Origin of the sequence: Myxococcus guangdongensis (genome assembly GCF_024198255.1) — a bacterium.
GTDB lineage: Bacteria > Myxococcota > Myxococcia > Myxococcales > Myxococcaceae > Myxococcus > Myxococcus guangdongensis.
This window is the reverse complement of the sequence record NZ_JAJVKW010000004.1, coordinates 74,054-90,665: the sequence shown is the minus strand read 5'-3', so window position 1 is coordinate 90,665 and position 16,612 is coordinate 74,054. Positions and strand designations below refer to the sequence as shown.

Below are 16,612 nucleotides of genomic sequence, written 5' to 3'. Positions count from 1 at the left end.
GGGCCCCACCGAGGCTACAGCTTGATGACCTCGGTGCCCCGGCGCGGCAGGCTCACCCGGAACTCGGTGTAGAGGCTGGAGCCCGACTCCACCTCCACCGCGCCGTGGTGGGCCTGGATGATCTGCTGGACGATGTAGAGCCCCAACCCCAATCCGCCGGTGCGCCCACGTCGCTGGGCGCCTCCCCGGAACGGGTCGAACAGGTGCGCCTGGAGCTCCAGCGGGATGACGCCCAGGTTCCTCACCGAGAAGCGCACCGCGTCCGCGTCCGTCCCATCCAGCCGCAGCTGCACCGGCGCGCTCGCGTCGCCGTGCTGGAGCGCGTTGCCGATGAGGTTCGACGCCACCTGCGCGAGCCGGTCCGAGTCCCAGTCGCCCACCAGGTCTCCCTCCTGGGACACCTCGATGAGGGGCCGCGACGAGGCCGACTGGTGCTCCTGCACCATGCGCAGCACCAGCGCGCCGAAGTCCGTCTCCCCGCGCCGGAGCGGGATGCCCCCGGCGAGCCGCGCCCGCGCCAGGTCCAGCACGTCCTCAATCATGCGCCCCATGCGCTTGCCGCTCGACAACATGCGGCCCGCCGTCTTGCGGACGTGCTCGTCCTCCGAGCGCCGCTGCAGCAGGTCCGCCGCCGTGAGCATCGCGCTCAGCGGGTTGCGCAAATCATGGCCCAGCACCGCGGTGAACATCTCGTTGAGCCGCAGCGTCTCCGTCAGCTCGTCCAGCTGCCGCGCCAGCTGCTGCTTCTGCCGGTGGAGCTGGAAGAACACCTCCGCCTTGTTGCGCAGCACCAGCGGCTCCAGCGGCTTGTAGAGGAAGTCCACCGCGCCGGTGTCGTAGCCCTTGAAGAGGCGCCGCTTGTCGGTGGAGCCCGCCGTCACGAAGATGATGGGGATGTGCCGCGTGCGCGCCATGCCGCGCATCAGCTCCGCCAGTTCGAAGCCGTCCATCTCCGGCATCTGCACGTCGAGGAACGCCAGCGCCACGTCCTCGTGCGCCAGCAGCAGCTCCAGCGCCTCGGCACCCGAGCGCGCCTGGAGGACCTCCACGTCGTCGCGCTTGAGCAGCGCGCCCAGCGCGATGAGGTTCTCCTCCAGGTCATCCACGAGCAGGCACTTCACCGCGGACGGGGACTCCATGTTTTCCTTCCTGGGAGCAATCACCGGTCACCCCTTCTGGAAGATGCGGTCGTCCCGGGACACCACCGAGAACGCCGACTCGTGTTGGGAGAAGCGAATGGACTCGCGGGCGCCCAGGCCCAGGAAGCCCTTGCGGCACAGGGACTCCTTGAACAGCCCCAGCGCGCGCTCCTGGAGCTCGCGGTCGAAGTAGATGAGCACATTGCGACACGACAGGAACTGGACCTCCGCGAACACGCTGTCGGTCGCGAGGCTGTGGTCCGAGAAGACGACGTGCTTCTTGAGCGAGCGGTCGAACACGGCGTTGCCGTACGCCGCCGTGTAGTAGTCCGACAACGAGCCGCGCGCGCCGGACGCCATGTGGTTCTGGGTGAAGGTGGCGATGCGGTCCACCGGGTACACGCCCGCCTCCGCCCTCTGCAGCGCGCCGGGGTTGATGTCCGTCGCGTAGATGAGCGTGCGCTCCAACAGGCCCTCCTCCTTCAACAGGATGGCCAGCGAGTACACCTCCTCGCCGGTGGAGCAGCCCGCGACCCACAGCTTCAGCGACGGATAGGTCCGCAGCATCGGCACCACGGACTCGCGCACCGCGCGGAAGTACGAGGGGTCCCGGAACATCTCGCTCACCTGCACGGTGAGGTAGTCGAGCAGCGCCGGGAAGATGAGCGGCTCATGCAGCAGCCGGTCCTGGAGCTGGGAGAGCGTCTTGCAGCCGAAGTTCTCCGACGCGAGCACCAGCCGCCGCTGCAGCGACACCGTGGCGTAGCGGCGGAAGTCGTAGTGGTACTTCAGATAGATGGCGTCGAGCAGGAGCCTCAGCTCGATGTCCTGGGCCATGGAGTCCATGTACGAAGCAGGTCCCGGCTAGGCCTTGGGCATCCAGACGCGGATGAGCGACAGGAGCTTCTCCACGTCCAGCGGCTTGGCGATGTAGTCGTTCGCTCCCGCCGCCAGGCACTTCTCCTGGTCGTCGCGCATGGCCTTCGCCGTGAGCGCGATGATGGGCAGCTTCTGCCACTCGGCGCGCTTGCGAATCTCGCGCATCGCGGTGATGCCATCCATCTCCGGCATCATGATGTCCATCAGCACCAGGTCCACGCCCTGGGTCGACTGGGCCAGGCTGTCCGACAGTCGCTCCAGGGCCTCGCGGCCGTTGCGGGCGATCTCCACCTTCGCGCCCCGGGGCTCCAGCACGCTGGAGAGCGCGAAGATGTTCCGCACGTCGTCCTCCACCACCAGGATGCGCCGTCCGTCCAGCGCCGCCTCCCTGTCGCGGGCGACCTGGAGCATCCGCTGCCGGTCCGGCGGCAGCTTCGACTCCACCTGGTGCAGGAACAGGGTGACTTCGTCCACCAGCCGCTCGGGTGAGCGCGCGCCCTTGATGATGATGGACTTGGAGTAGCGGCGCAGGCGCTGCTCCTCCTCGCGGGTGAGCGAGCGGCCCGTGTAGACGATGACGGGCGGGAACGACACGGTCTCCAGCTCCGCCATCTGCTCGAGCAGCTCGTAGCCGCTCAGGTCCGGCAGGTTCAGGTCCATCACCATGCAGCCGAAGGTGCTCTGCCGGAGCCGCTCCAGCGCCTCCGCCGCGGTGGCCACGCTGTCGATGCGCACGTCCTCGCTCTCCAGCAGCTTCTCGATGCTCTCGCGCTGGCGGGCGTCGTCCTCCACCACCAGCACGCGCTGCACGCCCGGCGACAGGCGCGTCTCCAGCTTGCGCACCGCCTCCATGAGCTGCTCGCGCTTGACGGGCTTGAGCGCATAGCCCACCGCGCCGCGCTCCAACGCCTCGCGCGAGGCGTCCGTGACGGAGATGACGTGCACGGGGATGTGCCGCGTCCTCGGGTCGCGCTTGAGCTGGTCCAGCACCATCAACCCGGACTGGTCCGGCAGGTTCATGTCCAGGAGGATGGCGCTCGGCTGGTAGGCGATGGCCGCGTCGAAGGCCTCCCCACCCCGGTCCGTGGCGACGCACAGGAAGCCCAGCTCCCGGGACAAGTCCCTCAAAATCTCCGCGAAGCGCACGTCGTCCTCGACCACCAGGATGAGGCGCGCGCCGGGTGTGTGCCGCTCGCGGTCATCCTCGATGGGCGCGTTGAGCCCCACGACAGGCCCCTCGCCGCTGTCGGTCTCCGACGGCGCCGGCAGCCGGGCCACCGCGTTGGCCACCCACTGCGTGGACGAGGGCTCGGCGGGCGCGTGGGTCCTCTCGGAGGTGCCCGACGTCGCGAGCGCCACCGGCACCGTGACGGTGAAGGTGCTCCCCCGACCCGCCTCGCTCACCACCGTCACGTCGCCGCCCAACAGCCGCGCCAGGTCCCGGGAGATGGACAGCCCCAGCCCCGAGCCGCCGTACTTGCGATGCGTGCTGCCGTCGGCCTGTCGGAAGGCCTCGAAGATGAGGCCCTGCAGGTGCGCGGGGATGCCGATGCCGGTGTCGCTCACGGCGAACGCCAACATCCCCGACCCCACCGGCGACACCCGCAACGACACCTCGCCCCGCTCGGTGAACTTCAGCGCGTTGGCGAGCAGGTTGCGCAGCACCTGTCCCAGCCGCTGGGGGTCCGTCTCCAGCGACTCGGCGCACCCGGGGTCCACCCGCGTGGAGAAGCCAATCTTCTTCTCCTGGGCCAGCACCTGGAACGAGCGTCCCAACCCCTCCACGAAGCGCGGCAGGCTGAAGACCTCTGGCACCACCTCCACCTTGCCCGCCTCGATTCGCGACAGGTCCAGGATGTCGTTGATGAGCGCGAGCAGGTCGTTGCCCGCGGAGCTGATGGTCTGCGCGAACTTCACCTGCTCCTCGGTGAGGTTGCCCGTCTTGTTGTCCGCCAGCAGCTTGGCCAGGATGAGCGAGCTGTTGAGCGGCGTGCGCAGCTCGTGGCTCATGTTGGCCAGGAACTCGGACTTGTAGCGACTGGTGCGCTCCAGCTCCGTGGCCTTCTCCGTCAGCGCCGCCTGCGCCTTCGTGAGCGAGTCGCGCTGGCGCTCCAACAGGCGCGTCTGCGTCTCCAACTGCACGTTGGTCTGCTCCAGCTCCGCCTGCTGCTGCTCCAGCCGGCCCTGGGAGTCGCGCAACACGCGGCTCTGCTCTTCAATCTCCTCGTTGGAGGCGCGCAGCTCCTCCTGCTGGGCCTGCAGCTCCTCGGACTGACGCCGCGTCTCCTCCAGCAACTGCTCCAGGCGCGTGCGGTCATTCGCCGAGCGCACCGCCATGGCGATGGGCTCCGACACCCGCTGCAGCAGCTCCAGGTCCGAGGGGTGCACCGCGTGCAGGAAGCCCAGCTCCACCACCGCGTTCACCTTGCCGTCCACCTGCGTGGGGAACACCACCAGGTGGCGCGGCCGACCCTGTCCCAGGCTCGAGTTGATGGGCAGGTAGCCCTCCGGGACGTCCTTCACGTGGAAGGTGCGGTTCTCCTTCAGCGCCTGTCCCACCAGCCCCTCGCCGGGGCGCAGCTGCGCGCCCGAGTCCGGGAAGGAGGCGGGCAGCGCGTAGCCCGCGAAGCGGTGGAAGTGGTCCAGTCCGTCCGCCAGGTAGATGGCCCCCACCTGCGCGTCCAGGTACGTGGCCAGGAACTGGAGCACCTGGTCGCCGAGCTGCTCCAGCCGAGGCCCGCCCTGCATCCGCGTGGCCAGGAGCGTCTCGCCCTGCTGCATCCAGCCCTGAATGGAGCGGGCGCGGTAGTCGCGAGACGTCATGTACGCGGAGATGCCCATCAGGGCCAGCAGCACCGCGGCGCCCAGCCAGCTGATGACCAGCGACAACGTCGCCGAGGCCTGGAACGCCGCCGTGCGGTCCGCGAGCAGCCGGCGCTCCTCGTTCTCCATCTGGTCCACGAGGACGCGGATGCGGTTCATCAGCTCGATGCCCTCGTTCGAGCGCACGCGCACGAGCGCTATCTCCCCCTGCCCTCCCGTCTTCAGGTCGATGGTGGCCTGCAGCTCGGCCAGCTTCGCCTCGACGAGCGGCCTCAGGGCGTCCACCCGCTGCACCTGCGCGGCGTTGTCGGACACGCTCTCGCGGATGCTCGCGAGCTGCTCGGGGATGGAACGACTGGCGCTGGTGTAGGGCTCCAGGTACGTGCGGTCCGCCGTGAGCAGGTAGCCGCGCTGGCCCGTCTCCGCGTCCTTCAGCCCGGACAGGAGCGTCTTCATCCGCTCGACGACCTCCATCGTGTGGCGCACCAGCGCCGCCGCGTCGGCGTGCGACTCGAGCGAGCGGTACGACAGGATGGCGATGACGAAGATGGCGAGCGCCGCGACGACGAAGCCCGCCAGCGTGCCGGTGGGCAACAGCGGACCGAAGCGCGTGGCCCGGGAGCCCGAGACGTCCGCAGGAGGCTGAGTCATGGCTCACGCCCTCCACGCGAGGAGGACTGTCCCTCCTGGGAAACCATCCGACGGACCCGAGGTCCGCGCACACAGCACGGGAGAACACCTGTCATGGGAGAGCGCGTCCAGCCGCGGGGAACCACACGCGGCACGCTCCCGTAACATGGCTCCCGCGACGGCCCGCAGCGTTGCATCGCGCTCGATGTCGGCTTTCGTACGTTGTGCGCCGACTTCGACCCCGAGTGCCGTCCTTTCGATGCTCGCGGTCCAGGTCCTCCTCGGCGGTCTCCCGCATCCGGGCGGCTGGAATAGGCTGCGGGCATGCCGACGGACCTCAACCGACTCCGCGTCTCGGGCTTCCGCTCCCTGCGGGAGGTCGACCTGCGTCCCGGGGCCATCTGTGTCCTGGTGGACACCGAGGGGACGGCGACGCGCGACTTCGTCCACCTGTTCGAGCTGCTGCGGGCCCTGGCCGAGGGACAGCTCCAGCGACACCTGGGGGAGGCGGGCGTCTCGCCGGCCGCGCCCGGAGCGGAGTCCATCCGGTTGGAGCTGGGCCTGGGCACGGACGAGTACGGCGTCGAGCTGCGGCGGACGGGCGCGGACACGTGGCGGGTGTGCTGGGAGCTGGCGGACCTGCTCGTGGGGTTGTCCGCGCTCCTGGTGGACCCGGGCCTGGACGCGCCTCGCGAGGAGTCCTCGCTGGCGGAGCTGGCGCCCCAGGAGCCCTCGAGAGATCCCCCTCCCGGCACCAGCACCGACGACCTGGAGCGCTGGTACGTGGGCAACGTGCTGGAGAGCGTGCTGTGGCAGATGCGGCGCTTCCTGCGGGGCGTGCGCGTGGAGGGAGCGGCGCCCCAGGGCGTGGGGACGCTGGTGCTCCTCCAGGCCCCCGACGCGGACCCGCCGCCCGCCGCCATCTGGGACACCGTCCAGCGCGTGCGCGAGGCCACGCGCCATGCCCAGGTGCTGCTGTGCACGGCGTCGGAGTCGCTGGCCGAGGCGTTCGACCCCCGGGAGGTCTTCCGCGTGACGACGCGTGACGGGAGCGCGCGATTCGAGCTCCCGGACGCCTCGCTCATGCCACGGTGAGGCTCACGGAACGAACCGCCACACGCGCACGGCCACGTCGCCGCCTCCCGTGGCGATGAGGTCCTCCGAGGAGCGCCACGACACGGCGGAGACACCCCTCTCGTGGAAGCCGATGACGTCGGCGGGGCTCTCGAGCCGGGCCGTGTCCCAGACCAGGACCTGGCCGCCCAGCGTCCCGCCCACGAAGCGGCGCCCGTCCGGACTCCACGCGAGCGACAGCGGCCAGACGGAGGTGGACGCCGACATGACGAGGCGGCCCGTGGCGACCTCGCGCACGAACAGGCCGACGTTGTTGCCCAACACGAGCCGCGTCCCATCCGGGCTCAGCGCCGCGGAGCGGAACAGGTCCGCGCCATGCCCACGGACGGTCGACAGCTCGCGGGTGGTGGGGTCCCAGAGGGACCAGCCGACATCCACGAAGGTGGCGACCAGCTGGCCCTGGGGCGTCCACTGCAGCGACAGGACCCGTCGCTCGCCCTCCGGGAAGCGGAACACCTCCGCGCCCGTGCCGACGCGGAAGACGCGGATGACACCCCGCTCGGTGGCCGCCCCCGGCGAGCTCGCCGCCGTGGCCAGCAGGGTTCCGTCCGGGCTCAGGCCGACGTGGTCGATGACCCGCGTCGCCGGTGACTGGCTGATGGGCAGCTGCGCGAGCGTCCCGTCCGCCGCGTTCCAGAGATGAACGAGGCCGTCGTCGCCTCCCGACGCCAGTCGCGCTCCATCCGCGCTCCAGGCGAGCGCCCGCACCCGCTTCGCGCCGGGACGGGTGAGCGTCCGCAACCACTCGCCGCCGGGCCCCCAGAGCTGGACCTTTCCCTCGCCCCCGCTGGACGCGAGCATCGCGCCTGTCGGACTCCACGCCACGGCCTCCACCGAGAGGTCGTGCGCGAGCAGCTCGCCGCGGACCACCGTCCCCTTGTCCACGTCCATCGTGAAGACATCGAGGACCGACGTGGGCAGGTCATCCACCACCGCGAAGCGAGGCTGGGTCGGATGGAAGCTCAGCGCGTCGTAGCCCGTGGCGGTGCCCGTCGGCGGCGCCTGGCTGGCGTCCACGAGCACGGTGCCCGTGGCCGCATCCAGCACGAACAGCTTGCGCAGCGGGTCTCCCACCGCGAGCCAGCGCCCGTTCGCGCTCCACTCCACCAGCGTCGCCCGGCCCCAGTCGCCCTTGTACGTGGACTCCAGGCGGTAGCCCGCGGTGAGGTAGACCCGCACCTCGCCCTCGAAGCCCACCGCGAAGCGCGCCCCGTCCGGACTCCACGCGAAGCCGCCGGGGATCTCCAAGAGTTCCTCCAGCCCCCGCGTCCCCACGCCGTGGAACTCCACCCACTGCGAGAAGGCGCCGCCCCACCGGCCCGCCTCCATCGCGAGCCGCGCGCCATCCGGGCTCCACGTCAACGCACGCACGCGGTCCACCGCCGTCAGGGGCGCGCCTTCGCGCTCACCGGTGGCGGCGTCCCAGACATGGACCTCCTTGCTCGCGTTCGTCGCCGTGGCCAGGCGCGTGCCATCCGGGCTCCACGCGAGCGCCTCCACGGCTCCACTCTGGACGGCCCACGTGCGGAGCGTGGCGCCCGTCACCGCGTCCAGCAGGACCACGCGGCCCGTCGACAGCCCCGCGGCCAGCGTGTTGCTCTCCGGCTTCCACGCGAGCCCGACGAAGAGCGCGTCGGCCGGCGCGAAGATCATCCGCGTCACCGCGCCGCTCCGCGCGTCCCAGATGCGCAGCGGCCCGCCGCTGGAGGTCCCCTCCAACGCGGTGAGCCGCGTGCCGTCGGGACTCCACTGCGGCGACTCGGGCAGCCGCGCGCCCGAGCGCTGCCAGGACAGCGTCGCGTCGGTCTCCGGCGCGAAGAGCGCGGTCACGAACCGGTCGCCGTCGATGACCAGCTCGCAGCTTCGCGCCGTGCCCTGGCAGGGCTTCATCTCCAGCAGGCGCCACCCCTCGGCGGGCTCGGCTTCCACCGTCATGCGCGTGCCGGTGGCGAAGCGCGCGTCACACGCCTCCGAACAGTCGAGCCCCACCGGCGTGCTCGTCACGCGCCCCTTCCCCACGACGCGGACCTGGAGCGCCCAGGTCCCCGGCGGCGTGGCGTCTCGGACGGTCAGCGTCACGGAGGGAGACCACTCGCCCGCGGTGCCATGGGAGTCCACCGCGCGGCAGCGCAGTTGGAGCGTCCCTTCCCGCTCGAAGGTCGCGACCGCGCCGGACGTCGTCCCGCTCGGGACCTCCGGCGAGGTGACCAGGCTCGTCGAGCCACCCCAATCGAAGACATACGTCACGGCATCGCCATCCGGGTCGACGGCGGTGCAGCGCAGGGGTACCGGCGCGCCGGGCTCCACCACCACCGTGTCGAGCTGGAGCAGGGCCACCCCGGGGGCACGGGAGGGATTGGGGGTGGGAGGCGCTCCACCGGAGGAGCAGGCGCCGAGCCACGAGCACAGCACCCACGCGACGCACAGGGACAAGGGACGAGCAGTCATGGGCTCTCATTCGCGCGTCCCGGCCCCCCAGATGCGCGTTGGGTCCATCCCTAATCCCAGGCCCCGCCCTTGTCAAAGCCTGTCGCTACGCAGCTACGGATGGGCGGCCTTGTGTTCCGAATAGAGGGCCCACTCCTCCTTCACGGCCCTGGCGACGTTCGGGCGCTCGCGCAGCCGCGACACGTAGGCGCTCAGCGCGGGCCACTTCTTCAGGTCCAGCGGCGTGGCGCCACACCAGTTGAGCACGACGAAGCAATAGGCATCCGCCACGCTGAAGGCGTCGAGGAGGAACTCGCGCCCCGACAGGTGATGCTCCAGGACGTCGAGCCTCGCGGGCGCCTTCGCCAGCGCATACTCCTTCACGGCGTTCGGCGAGTTCACATCGAACACGGGCGCGAAGACCACCTTGTGCAGCTCCGTGGCGACGAAGGACAGCCAGCGCTGGAGCTGCTCGCGGCCCTGGGGGTCCACCGGAGCCAGCTTCGCGTCCGGCCAGCGGTGGGCGATGTACTGGAGGATGGCCGCGCTCTCGAAGAGCACCGCCCCGTCCTCCTTGCGCAGCGCCGGGACGAGCCCCAGCGGATGGACCTCGTGGTAATCCTGTCCCTCCGCAGTCTGCTTCGTCTTGCGGTCCACCGGGATGAAGCGGACGTCCGCGCCGGCCTCGTAGAGCGAGATCCGGGTCGCGAGCGAGCAGGACATGGGCAGGAAATACAGCTGCATGGGCATACCTCCACGAAGCGGGGCTGGATGCCCCTGGGAACGCCCACGACTCTGGACCTCGCCGCCCTATGCGTCCAACGCATCCTTCGCATAGACTCGATGCATGGATGACATCGCTCCGCCTCCGAATACCCGCCTGGACATCAAGGACCTGCGAGTGGTGATGGCGCTGGCCTCGGCCGGCACGACGGCGCAGGCCGCGTCCCTGCTCCACCTCACCCAGCCCGCCGTCAGCCGCGCCCTGCTCTCCGCCGAGGACAAGCTGGGGGCCAGCCTGTTCGACCGCACGCCGCGCGGGCTGGTGCTCACGGACGCGGGGCGACGGCTCGTCGCCGGGGCCGGCAAGCTCCTCGTCGAGTTCGGGGAGCTGGAGCGCGAGGTGCGCGCCCCCGCCGCGCCGCCCGTACGCCTGCGGCTGGTGTGCGAGTGCTACACGGCCTATCACTGGTTGCCATCCCTGCTGGTGGAGCTGCGCCGCTCCATCCCCCGGCTCACGGTGGACCTGGCGGTGGAGCACACGCGCTCCCCGCTCCCCGCGCTCGAGGCGGGCGACATCGACGTGGCGCTGCTCACCCACTCCCCGCTGCGCCGCTCCTCCACCTTCGAGGTGCGCCCGCTCTTCCACGACGAGCTCGTCTTCTTGGTCTCCCCAGCCCATCCCCTGGCGGCGCGCAAGACCTTCACCGCCGAGGACCTCAAGGCGCAGACCCTGCTGACGTCGCACACGCCCACGGCGCAAGACGTGTGGTTCGTGAATCAAATCTTCGGCCGGGAGCGCCCGCGCCTGCGCGTCGAGCGAATCCCGCTCACGGAGGCCATGCTGGACCTGGCGCGAGCGGGCCTGGGCGTCGCGGTGATGTCGGAGTGGATCGCCGGGCCCCACCTCACGCGCGGTGACCTGGTCCTCCGGAGGCTCGACAGCGGGCCCCTGGAGCGTCCGTGGCGCATCGCCTGGCGGAAGCAGGCGGGGGACGCCGCCGAGCGCCTGGGGAAGGCGCTGCTCGGGCTCGCGCCCCAGCGGGTCGCGGAGCTCGACGTCTCACTCCAGCGTGGGTGAGGGCGCGTTCACCGGCTCGGGCGGCGTGAAGGCCGGGCGGGTGATGAGCTGGTCGATGGACGGCCGCTCGCGGCGCTCGAAGGGCGGCAGCTTCACCGCGCGCCCCGTGCGCGCCGACTCCTGGAGCGCCACAATCACCCGCAGGTCCGCCAGCCCCTCCCAGCCCGACGGCTCCGGTTCGCGCCCTTCCAGGATGCACCGCGAGAAGTAGAGGAGCTCCGGCGCGAACTGGTCCTGGTCCGCGAAGCTCCGCTCCCGCGTCTTGCCGTCCACGGTGAGGAAGTGCTTGCGCTCGGTGCCGTAGCCGAAGCCCGGCTCCACGCGCAAATCCCCCTTGGAGCCGACGACGCGGTAGCTGGAGACCTCCGACGCGGCGTGGCTGATGGCGAACTGCGCCAGCCGCCCGCCGGAGAAGCGCAAGAGCGCGAGCGCGGTGCCGTCCACACCCTCGAAGCGCGCGTCCGGGTCCTCCTGCGTGAAGCACATCACTTCCGTGGGCTCCGCGCCGAAGAGGTAGCGCGCGGCGTTGATGGGATAGGGCCCCTCGTCGAGCAGCGCCCCGCCGCCCACCTCCTGGCGCGTGCGGATGTCCCCTGGCCGCGCCTGCTGCGTCATCACCGCGGAGAAGAGCGACGGCTCGCCCAGCGTGCCCGAGCGCAACAGCTCGATGGCGCGCAGGTTCGCCTCCTCGAAGTGGAGCCGGTAGGCAATCATCAGGCGGACGTCGTGCTCGTCCGCGACGCGAATCATCGCCTCGCAGTCCTCCACCGTCGTCGCCATCGGCTTCTCGCACAGCACGTGCACGCCCACCCGCGCGGCGCGCTCGGTGAACTCGCGGTGCATCGTGTTGGGCAGGACGATGTAGACGGCGTCCACGCGCGCGTCGCGGCACACCTGCTCGAAGTCCTCGTAGCCGGCGCACTCGACGCCGTATTGCTTCTTCAAGGCGGAGCGCTTCTCCCGGTCCGAGGAGAAGATGGCCACCAGCTCCGAGTTGTCCTTCGCGTTCTGGAACGCCGGGAGGATGGCCACCTGGGCCAGGTTGCCCGCCCCCACCACCGCATACCGGATTCGCCGCTCGCCTCGTCGGGCCATGGACAGTCCTCCTGTCCTCGTCACGCTGGAGGCCACCACCCCGCATCACAACCCCCGCGCGGACGGCGGCGGGCCCGCACGTGTGCAGGGCGAGCGACAGGGCACGGGGAAGGAAACCGCGCGGCCCCGTTCACCCGTCAGCGCACGGAATTCCCGTCGGTTCCGACGCGCGGGAGCTCCGTCGTTCGCACCGCCCACCCCTGGAAGGATCCCATGCGAATGCAATCGCAGCACACGTTGCTCATGTCCGTCGTCGTGGCGGGCTGGCTCCTCGGCTGTCAGCGCGCGGAGGCGCCTCCATCCGAGGAGCGCGTCGTCAGCCATGGCCACGGAGCCTTCATCGGTGAGAGCGGCAAGGTCTTGAAGGCGGACCTCGGGTTGGTGCGACGCACCCAGAAGGAGCTCCTGGAGCGCTTGCGCGGACGGGCCCTGGAGAGGGGTGGCATCGACCTGGAGGCGCCGCGCAAGCTCATCGACAGCCAGGTGGAAGACGAGGTCCTCGCGGACGCGCTCTACATCGAATGGCTCAACGACACGCTGCGGACAGAAGAGGTCGGGCAGGTGCGCGCACTCAACAACGCGCTGCGAATGCACTACCTGGAAGACCTCCGCGAGCCGGACATGGCTCCCCAGGAGCTGCACGACACGAAGGGCGTGGGCGCGCAGGTGGCGCGCAAGCTGGAAGCCCAGGGCATCACCACGTTCGCCACCACGAACGAAGGCAAGGAGTACATCCGGGAGTGCGCCGCCGCGGGTGTCCCCATCCCGCCGCCCATGTTCTCCTTTGCCTGGGTCCCCCGCGGCGTCATCCGGGACGAGTTCATCCTCGAGAACCTCCAGGCGGAGCTGCTGCACTACACCAGCACGTCGCCACCTGGCCTCTGTCTCGCCTTGCCCCGCTACAGGAGTGACGGCGTCAACATCGACCTGCTGGGAATCATCTGCCTGGGCACCGTGAGCAACAAAGCCTGCTTCTGGGACAGCCCCAAACCCTCGACCTTTCAGCGAGGCGTGGTGACGCCGATAGAGGCCTTCAAGGGCGGCGCAGGGCTGGTGAGCGGCACGGACATGTGCACGGACTGCCACGCGGGCGAGAACCCCTTCATCGTCCACCCGGAGAGGCCCCCGTTCGATGGCCTGGCCACGATGGGCTCCGGCTGGTACGAGCCCCTCGTCCATCCGGACTGGCCGCAGAACGCGGGCCCCTCGTCCCTGTTGGAGGCCGTCGCCTCCGAGGGGCGCTGCGACTCGTGCCACCGGGGCGGAGGCATCGCGGGACGCTTCCCCTCCCTGTCGATGGAGCTCCCCGGATACTGCGTGCGAGTCCTCCAGAACGCGGTCCGCCCCGCGCCGTTGGGCACCATGCCACCCAACGGCGGGAATCGGGACCTGTACCTCAAGCACATCGGCGTGTTGGAAGCGGCCTGCAACGCCCCGAGTCCAACGGGGGTGGAAGTGCCCGTCAGCTTCCCCGACGACCCGACGTTCCTCTCGCCCCCCATCGTCGTCGACCCACTCTACGCATGCGGGACGCGGGTCTCCGTGAGGGGGGCGGTGCTCGACGCGAAGGTCACCCTGCGCATCGACGGCACCGACGTGGACACCCTCATCGCGCGCAATCCCAGCCAGGAGGTGTTCAAGGTGCCTCGCCTGGAGAAGGGCCAGCAGGTCACCGTGCGACAGGAGAAGAGCGGAGCCCTCTCCCTCGAGTCCCCCGCCATCCCCGTCCGCGACCACACCGCGGACTACCCCGCGGGCCTCCCCGCGCCCGCCATCGATCCGACGCTCATCCACGAGTGCTCGGAGGTCATCTCGGTGCGTCACGTGCCCAACGCCACGGTGACCGTCACCGTGAATGGTGGCGCGCCCGTGATGGGCCTCAGCTCCTCCGACTGGACCGCGCTGCGGCCGGGGAAGACACCCCTCGAGGTGGACTACGTGATGGAGGCGCAGATCTCCCTCTGCGACGACAAGAGCCCCGTCTCCGCGCCGCAGAAGGTGGTGAAGGCGCCCGCGAGCCTGCCGCCGCCCGTGCTCGCTCCGCCCCGGACCTTCGCCGGACAGGAGCTCGTCTCCCTCAGCGGGCTCACGCATGGCACCCGGACGGAGCTGCGCGTGCCCGGCGCGGGGCCCGCGGGCGGCTTCTCCACGCCCGTCTCCTGGTTCCCCCACTACGACTTCGCCACGCCCCTGGGCCGGCCGCTCAAGCAAGACGAGGTGCTGGTCGTCCAGCAGACGCTGTGTGAGAAGGGCACCCCGCTGCAATCACAGCCCGCGGAGCCGTGCTTCATGCTCCCGGCGCCGCGCATCCAGCCGCCGCTCCCGGGCACGAACTTCGTCGCCGTCACCAGCGCCATCCCGGGCGCGCGCATCCGCGTCCGCGACGCCTCCAACAAGGAGATTGGCGACGGCAGCGGCAACGTCATCCTCCTGAGCCGTGTCCTGGTCCCCAGAGACCTGCTCACCGTGGTGCAGCAGGTGGGGGAGTGCACGAGCGCCAAGGGGTATCGCATCGGCGTCCGGGAGAAGTAGCCACCCTGCGCATGCCCGCAGGCTCGTCCGTCCCGGCAGGCGGGCACGGGCGGGCCTGCCCGCGTTCCCTTCGAGGCACACGGCAGGCTCCCCTGCCCTCCGGGCCATCCGTACCGTTGGTGGGTACCGGAAGCGAAGGAGGACGCAGTCCATGAGCGAGCAAGCCCAGGCCAAGGCCGCGGTCGTCTGGAAGAAGGGCGGTCCGTTCCAACTCGAGGACGTCACCATCGACGCGCCCCAGGCCGACGAGGTGCTCGTCCGCATGGTCGCCACCGGCATGTGCCACACGGACATGATCATCCGGGACCAGTACTACCCGGTGCCGCTGCCGGCGGTGCTCGGCCACGAGGGCGCGGGCATCGTCGAGCGCGTGGGCAGCCGGGTGACGAAGGTGGTGCCGGGCGACCACGTGGTCATGGCCTTCACCTTCTGCGGCAAGTGCGACCTGTGTCAGTCCGGGCACCCGGCCTACTGCCGGGAGTTCTTCGCGCGCAACATGGGCGGCGGGCGCATCGACGGCTCCACCGCGACGCAGAAGGACGGCAAGCCACTGCACGACCACTTCTTCGGCCAGTCCTCCTTCAGCACGCTGGCCATCGCCACCGAGCGCAACGTCGTCAAGGTGCGCAAGGACGTGCCGCTGGAGCTGCTCGGGCCCCTGGGCTGCGGCATCTCCACCGGCGCGGGCGCGGTGCTCAACTCGATGAAGGTCGGCGCGGGGCGCTCGTTCGCGGCGTTCGGCTCCGGCGCGGTGGGCCTCTCCGCCATCATGGCCGCGAAGCTCGCGGGCGCCACCACTATCATCGCCGTGGACACCAAGCCCCACCGGCTGAAGCTCGCGCTGGAGCTGGGCGCCACGCACGCGGTGAATGGCCAGGACGAGGACGCGGTGGAGTTCATCCGCTGCGTCACCGGCGGCAAGGGCGTGGACTTCACGCTCGAGTCCACCGGCCACCCCAAGGTGCTGCGGCAGGCCGTGGACGCGCTCGACATCCTGGGGACGTGTGGCGTCGTGGGCGCGCCCCCCATGGGCACCGACGCGAGCTTCGACGTGAACAACCTGATGGTCCCCGGCAAGAGCATCCGGGGCATCATCGAGGGCGACAGCGTGCCGGATGTCTTCATCCCCCAGCTCATCGACCTCTACTCCCAGGGCAAGTTCCCGTTCGACAAGCTGGTGAAGTTCTATCCGCTGGCGCAGATCAACGAGGCGGCCAAGGACTCCGAGAAGGGCGACACGCTCAAGCCCGTCCTCCGGATGTCGCAGACGAACTGAGGTCCCCAGGGAGAATCCATGACGGAGCCATCGATTGCCGTCACCGGCTGCACCGGCAAGCTGGGCGGGCGCGTCGCGAGGCACCTCGCCGAGAAGGGGGTCCCCCAGCGGCTCATCGTCCGCGACGCGCAGCGGGCGCCCCGCCTCCCCGGCGCCGAGGTGCGCGTCGCGACGTACCAGGACCGGGACGCGCTCGCCCGGGCGCTGGAGGGCATGAAGACGGTGCTCTTCGTGTCCGCGACGGAGTCCCCCGCGCGGCTCGACGAGCACTTCGCGTTCATCGAGACCGCGGCCTCGGTGGGAGTGCAAATGCTCGTCTACACGTCGTTCCAGGGCGCGGCGCCCCACGCGACGTTCACCTTCGCCAGGGACCACTGGGCCACCGAGCAGAAGCTGCGCGAGCAGCGCTTCGCGTCGGTCATCCTGCGCGACAGCCTCTACCTGGACTTCCTGCCGATGCTGGCCGGAGAGGACGGCATCATCCGAGGCCCCGCGGGCAATGGGCGCGTCGCCGCCGTCGCGCAGTCGGACATCGCCGACGTCGCCACCGCCGTGCTGCTGCATCCGGAGCCGCATCGCGGGCAGACGTACACCCTGACGGGCCCCACCGCGTTGGGCTTCGACGACATCGCCCAGGTGCTCACCCGCCGGCTCGGCAAGCCCGTCCGCTACTACGCCGAGAGCATCGACGAGGCCTACCGCTCACGCGCCCACTACGGCGCGCCCCAGTGGCAGGTGGACGCGTGGGTCAGCACGTATACGGCCATCGCCTCCGGAGAGATGGCCGCCGTCACCTCCGATGTCGAGCGTGTCTCCGGCCACCCGCCCCTGGGGCTCGAGGACCTGCCGCTGTCGCCCGCGTGAAAGGACCGTGGG

At 70.5% G+C, this 16,612-nt stretch carries 11 protein-coding genes; 5 read left to right on the top strand and 6 right to left on the bottom strand.

Annotated features, from left to right (window positions below):
* Positions 1-14 precede the first annotated feature (14 nt).
* From LXT21_RS13630 to LXT21_RS13620, 3 genes are read right to left on the bottom strand one after another with little or no spacing between them, the layout of a single operon-like run.
* On the bottom strand, positions 15-1,139 hold the full coding sequence (locus LXT21_RS13630; RefSeq protein WP_254038580.1) for a hybrid sensor histidine kinase/response regulator: 1,125 nt from the start codon (positions 1,137-1,139) through the stop codon (positions 15-17).
* A gap of 27 nt (positions 1,140-1,166) precedes the next feature.
* Entirely contained in the window at positions 1,167-1,976 is an 810-nt protein-coding gene (locus LXT21_RS13625) for a CheR family methyltransferase (protein WP_254038579.1), read from the bottom strand.
* A gap of 27 nt (positions 1,977-2,003) precedes the next feature.
* Entirely contained in the window at positions 2,004-5,492 is a 3,489-nt protein-coding gene (locus LXT21_RS13620) for a response regulator (RefSeq protein ID WP_254038578.1), read from the bottom strand.
* 303 nt (positions 5,493-5,795) lie between these two features.
* On the opposite strand from LXT21_RS13620, the gene LXT21_RS13615 reads away from it, so the two are divergent.
* The gene (locus LXT21_RS13615) at positions 5,796-6,566 is read left to right on the top strand and encodes an AAA family ATPase (protein ID WP_254038577.1); all 771 of its coding nucleotides are present in this window, start codon (positions 5,796-5,798) and stop codon (positions 6,564-6,566) included.
* Between the two features lie 3 nt (positions 6,567-6,569).
* Here LXT21_RS13615 and LXT21_RS13610 read toward each other — a convergent pair whose 3' ends face one another.
* The gene (locus LXT21_RS13610; protein WP_254038576.1) at positions 6,570-9,053 is read right to left on the bottom strand and encodes a WD40 repeat domain-containing protein; all 2,484 of its coding nucleotides are present in this window, start codon (positions 9,051-9,053) and stop codon (positions 6,570-6,572) included.
* A gap of 93 nt (positions 9,054-9,146) precedes the next feature.
* Positions 9,147-9,776 carry a glutathione binding-like protein gene (locus LXT21_RS13605; RefSeq protein WP_254038575.1) on the bottom strand — a complete coding sequence of 210 codons (630 nt, stop codon included), beginning with the start codon at positions 9,774-9,776 and terminating at the stop codon, positions 9,147-9,149.
* 103 nt (positions 9,777-9,879) lie between these two features.
* On the opposite strand from LXT21_RS13605, the gene LXT21_RS13600 reads away from it, so the two are divergent.
* Complete coding sequence (locus tag LXT21_RS13600; RefSeq protein WP_254038574.1) at positions 9,880-10,833, top strand: LysR family transcriptional regulator; 954 nt, start codon at positions 9,880-9,882, stop codon at positions 10,831-10,833.
* On the opposite strand, the gene LXT21_RS13595 is transcribed toward LXT21_RS13600, so the two are convergent.
* Positions 10,816-11,928: a Gfo/Idh/MocA family protein gene (locus LXT21_RS13595; RefSeq protein ID WP_254038573.1), complete on the bottom strand. Its 1,113-nt coding sequence runs from the start codon at positions 11,926-11,928 to the stop codon at positions 10,816-10,818. The genes LXT21_RS13600 and LXT21_RS13595 overlap by 18 nt on opposite strands.
* A 213-nt stretch (positions 11,929-12,141) precedes the next feature.
* On the opposite strand from LXT21_RS13595, the gene LXT21_RS13590 reads away from it, so the two are divergent.
* The 3 genes from LXT21_RS13590 (at position 12,142) to LXT21_RS13580 (ending at position 16,600) form a co-directional block, all read left to right on the top strand.
* A complete protein-coding gene (locus tag LXT21_RS13590) occupies positions 12,142-14,460 on the top strand; it encodes a hypothetical protein (RefSeq protein WP_254038572.1) in 2,319 nt (772 codons plus the stop codon).
* 151 nt (positions 14,461-14,611) lie between these two features.
* On the top strand, positions 14,612-15,736 hold the full coding sequence (locus LXT21_RS13585; protein ID WP_254038571.1) for an NAD(P)-dependent alcohol dehydrogenase: 1,125 nt from the start codon (positions 14,612-14,614) through the stop codon (positions 15,734-15,736).
* A gap of 18 nt (positions 15,737-15,754) precedes the next feature.
* Positions 15,755-16,600 (top strand): SDR family oxidoreductase, encoded by an 846-nt coding sequence (locus LXT21_RS13580; protein ID WP_254038570.1) that lies wholly within the window; start codon positions 15,755-15,757, stop codon positions 16,598-16,600.
* The last annotated feature ends 12 nt before the right edge of the window (positions 16,601-16,612 follow it).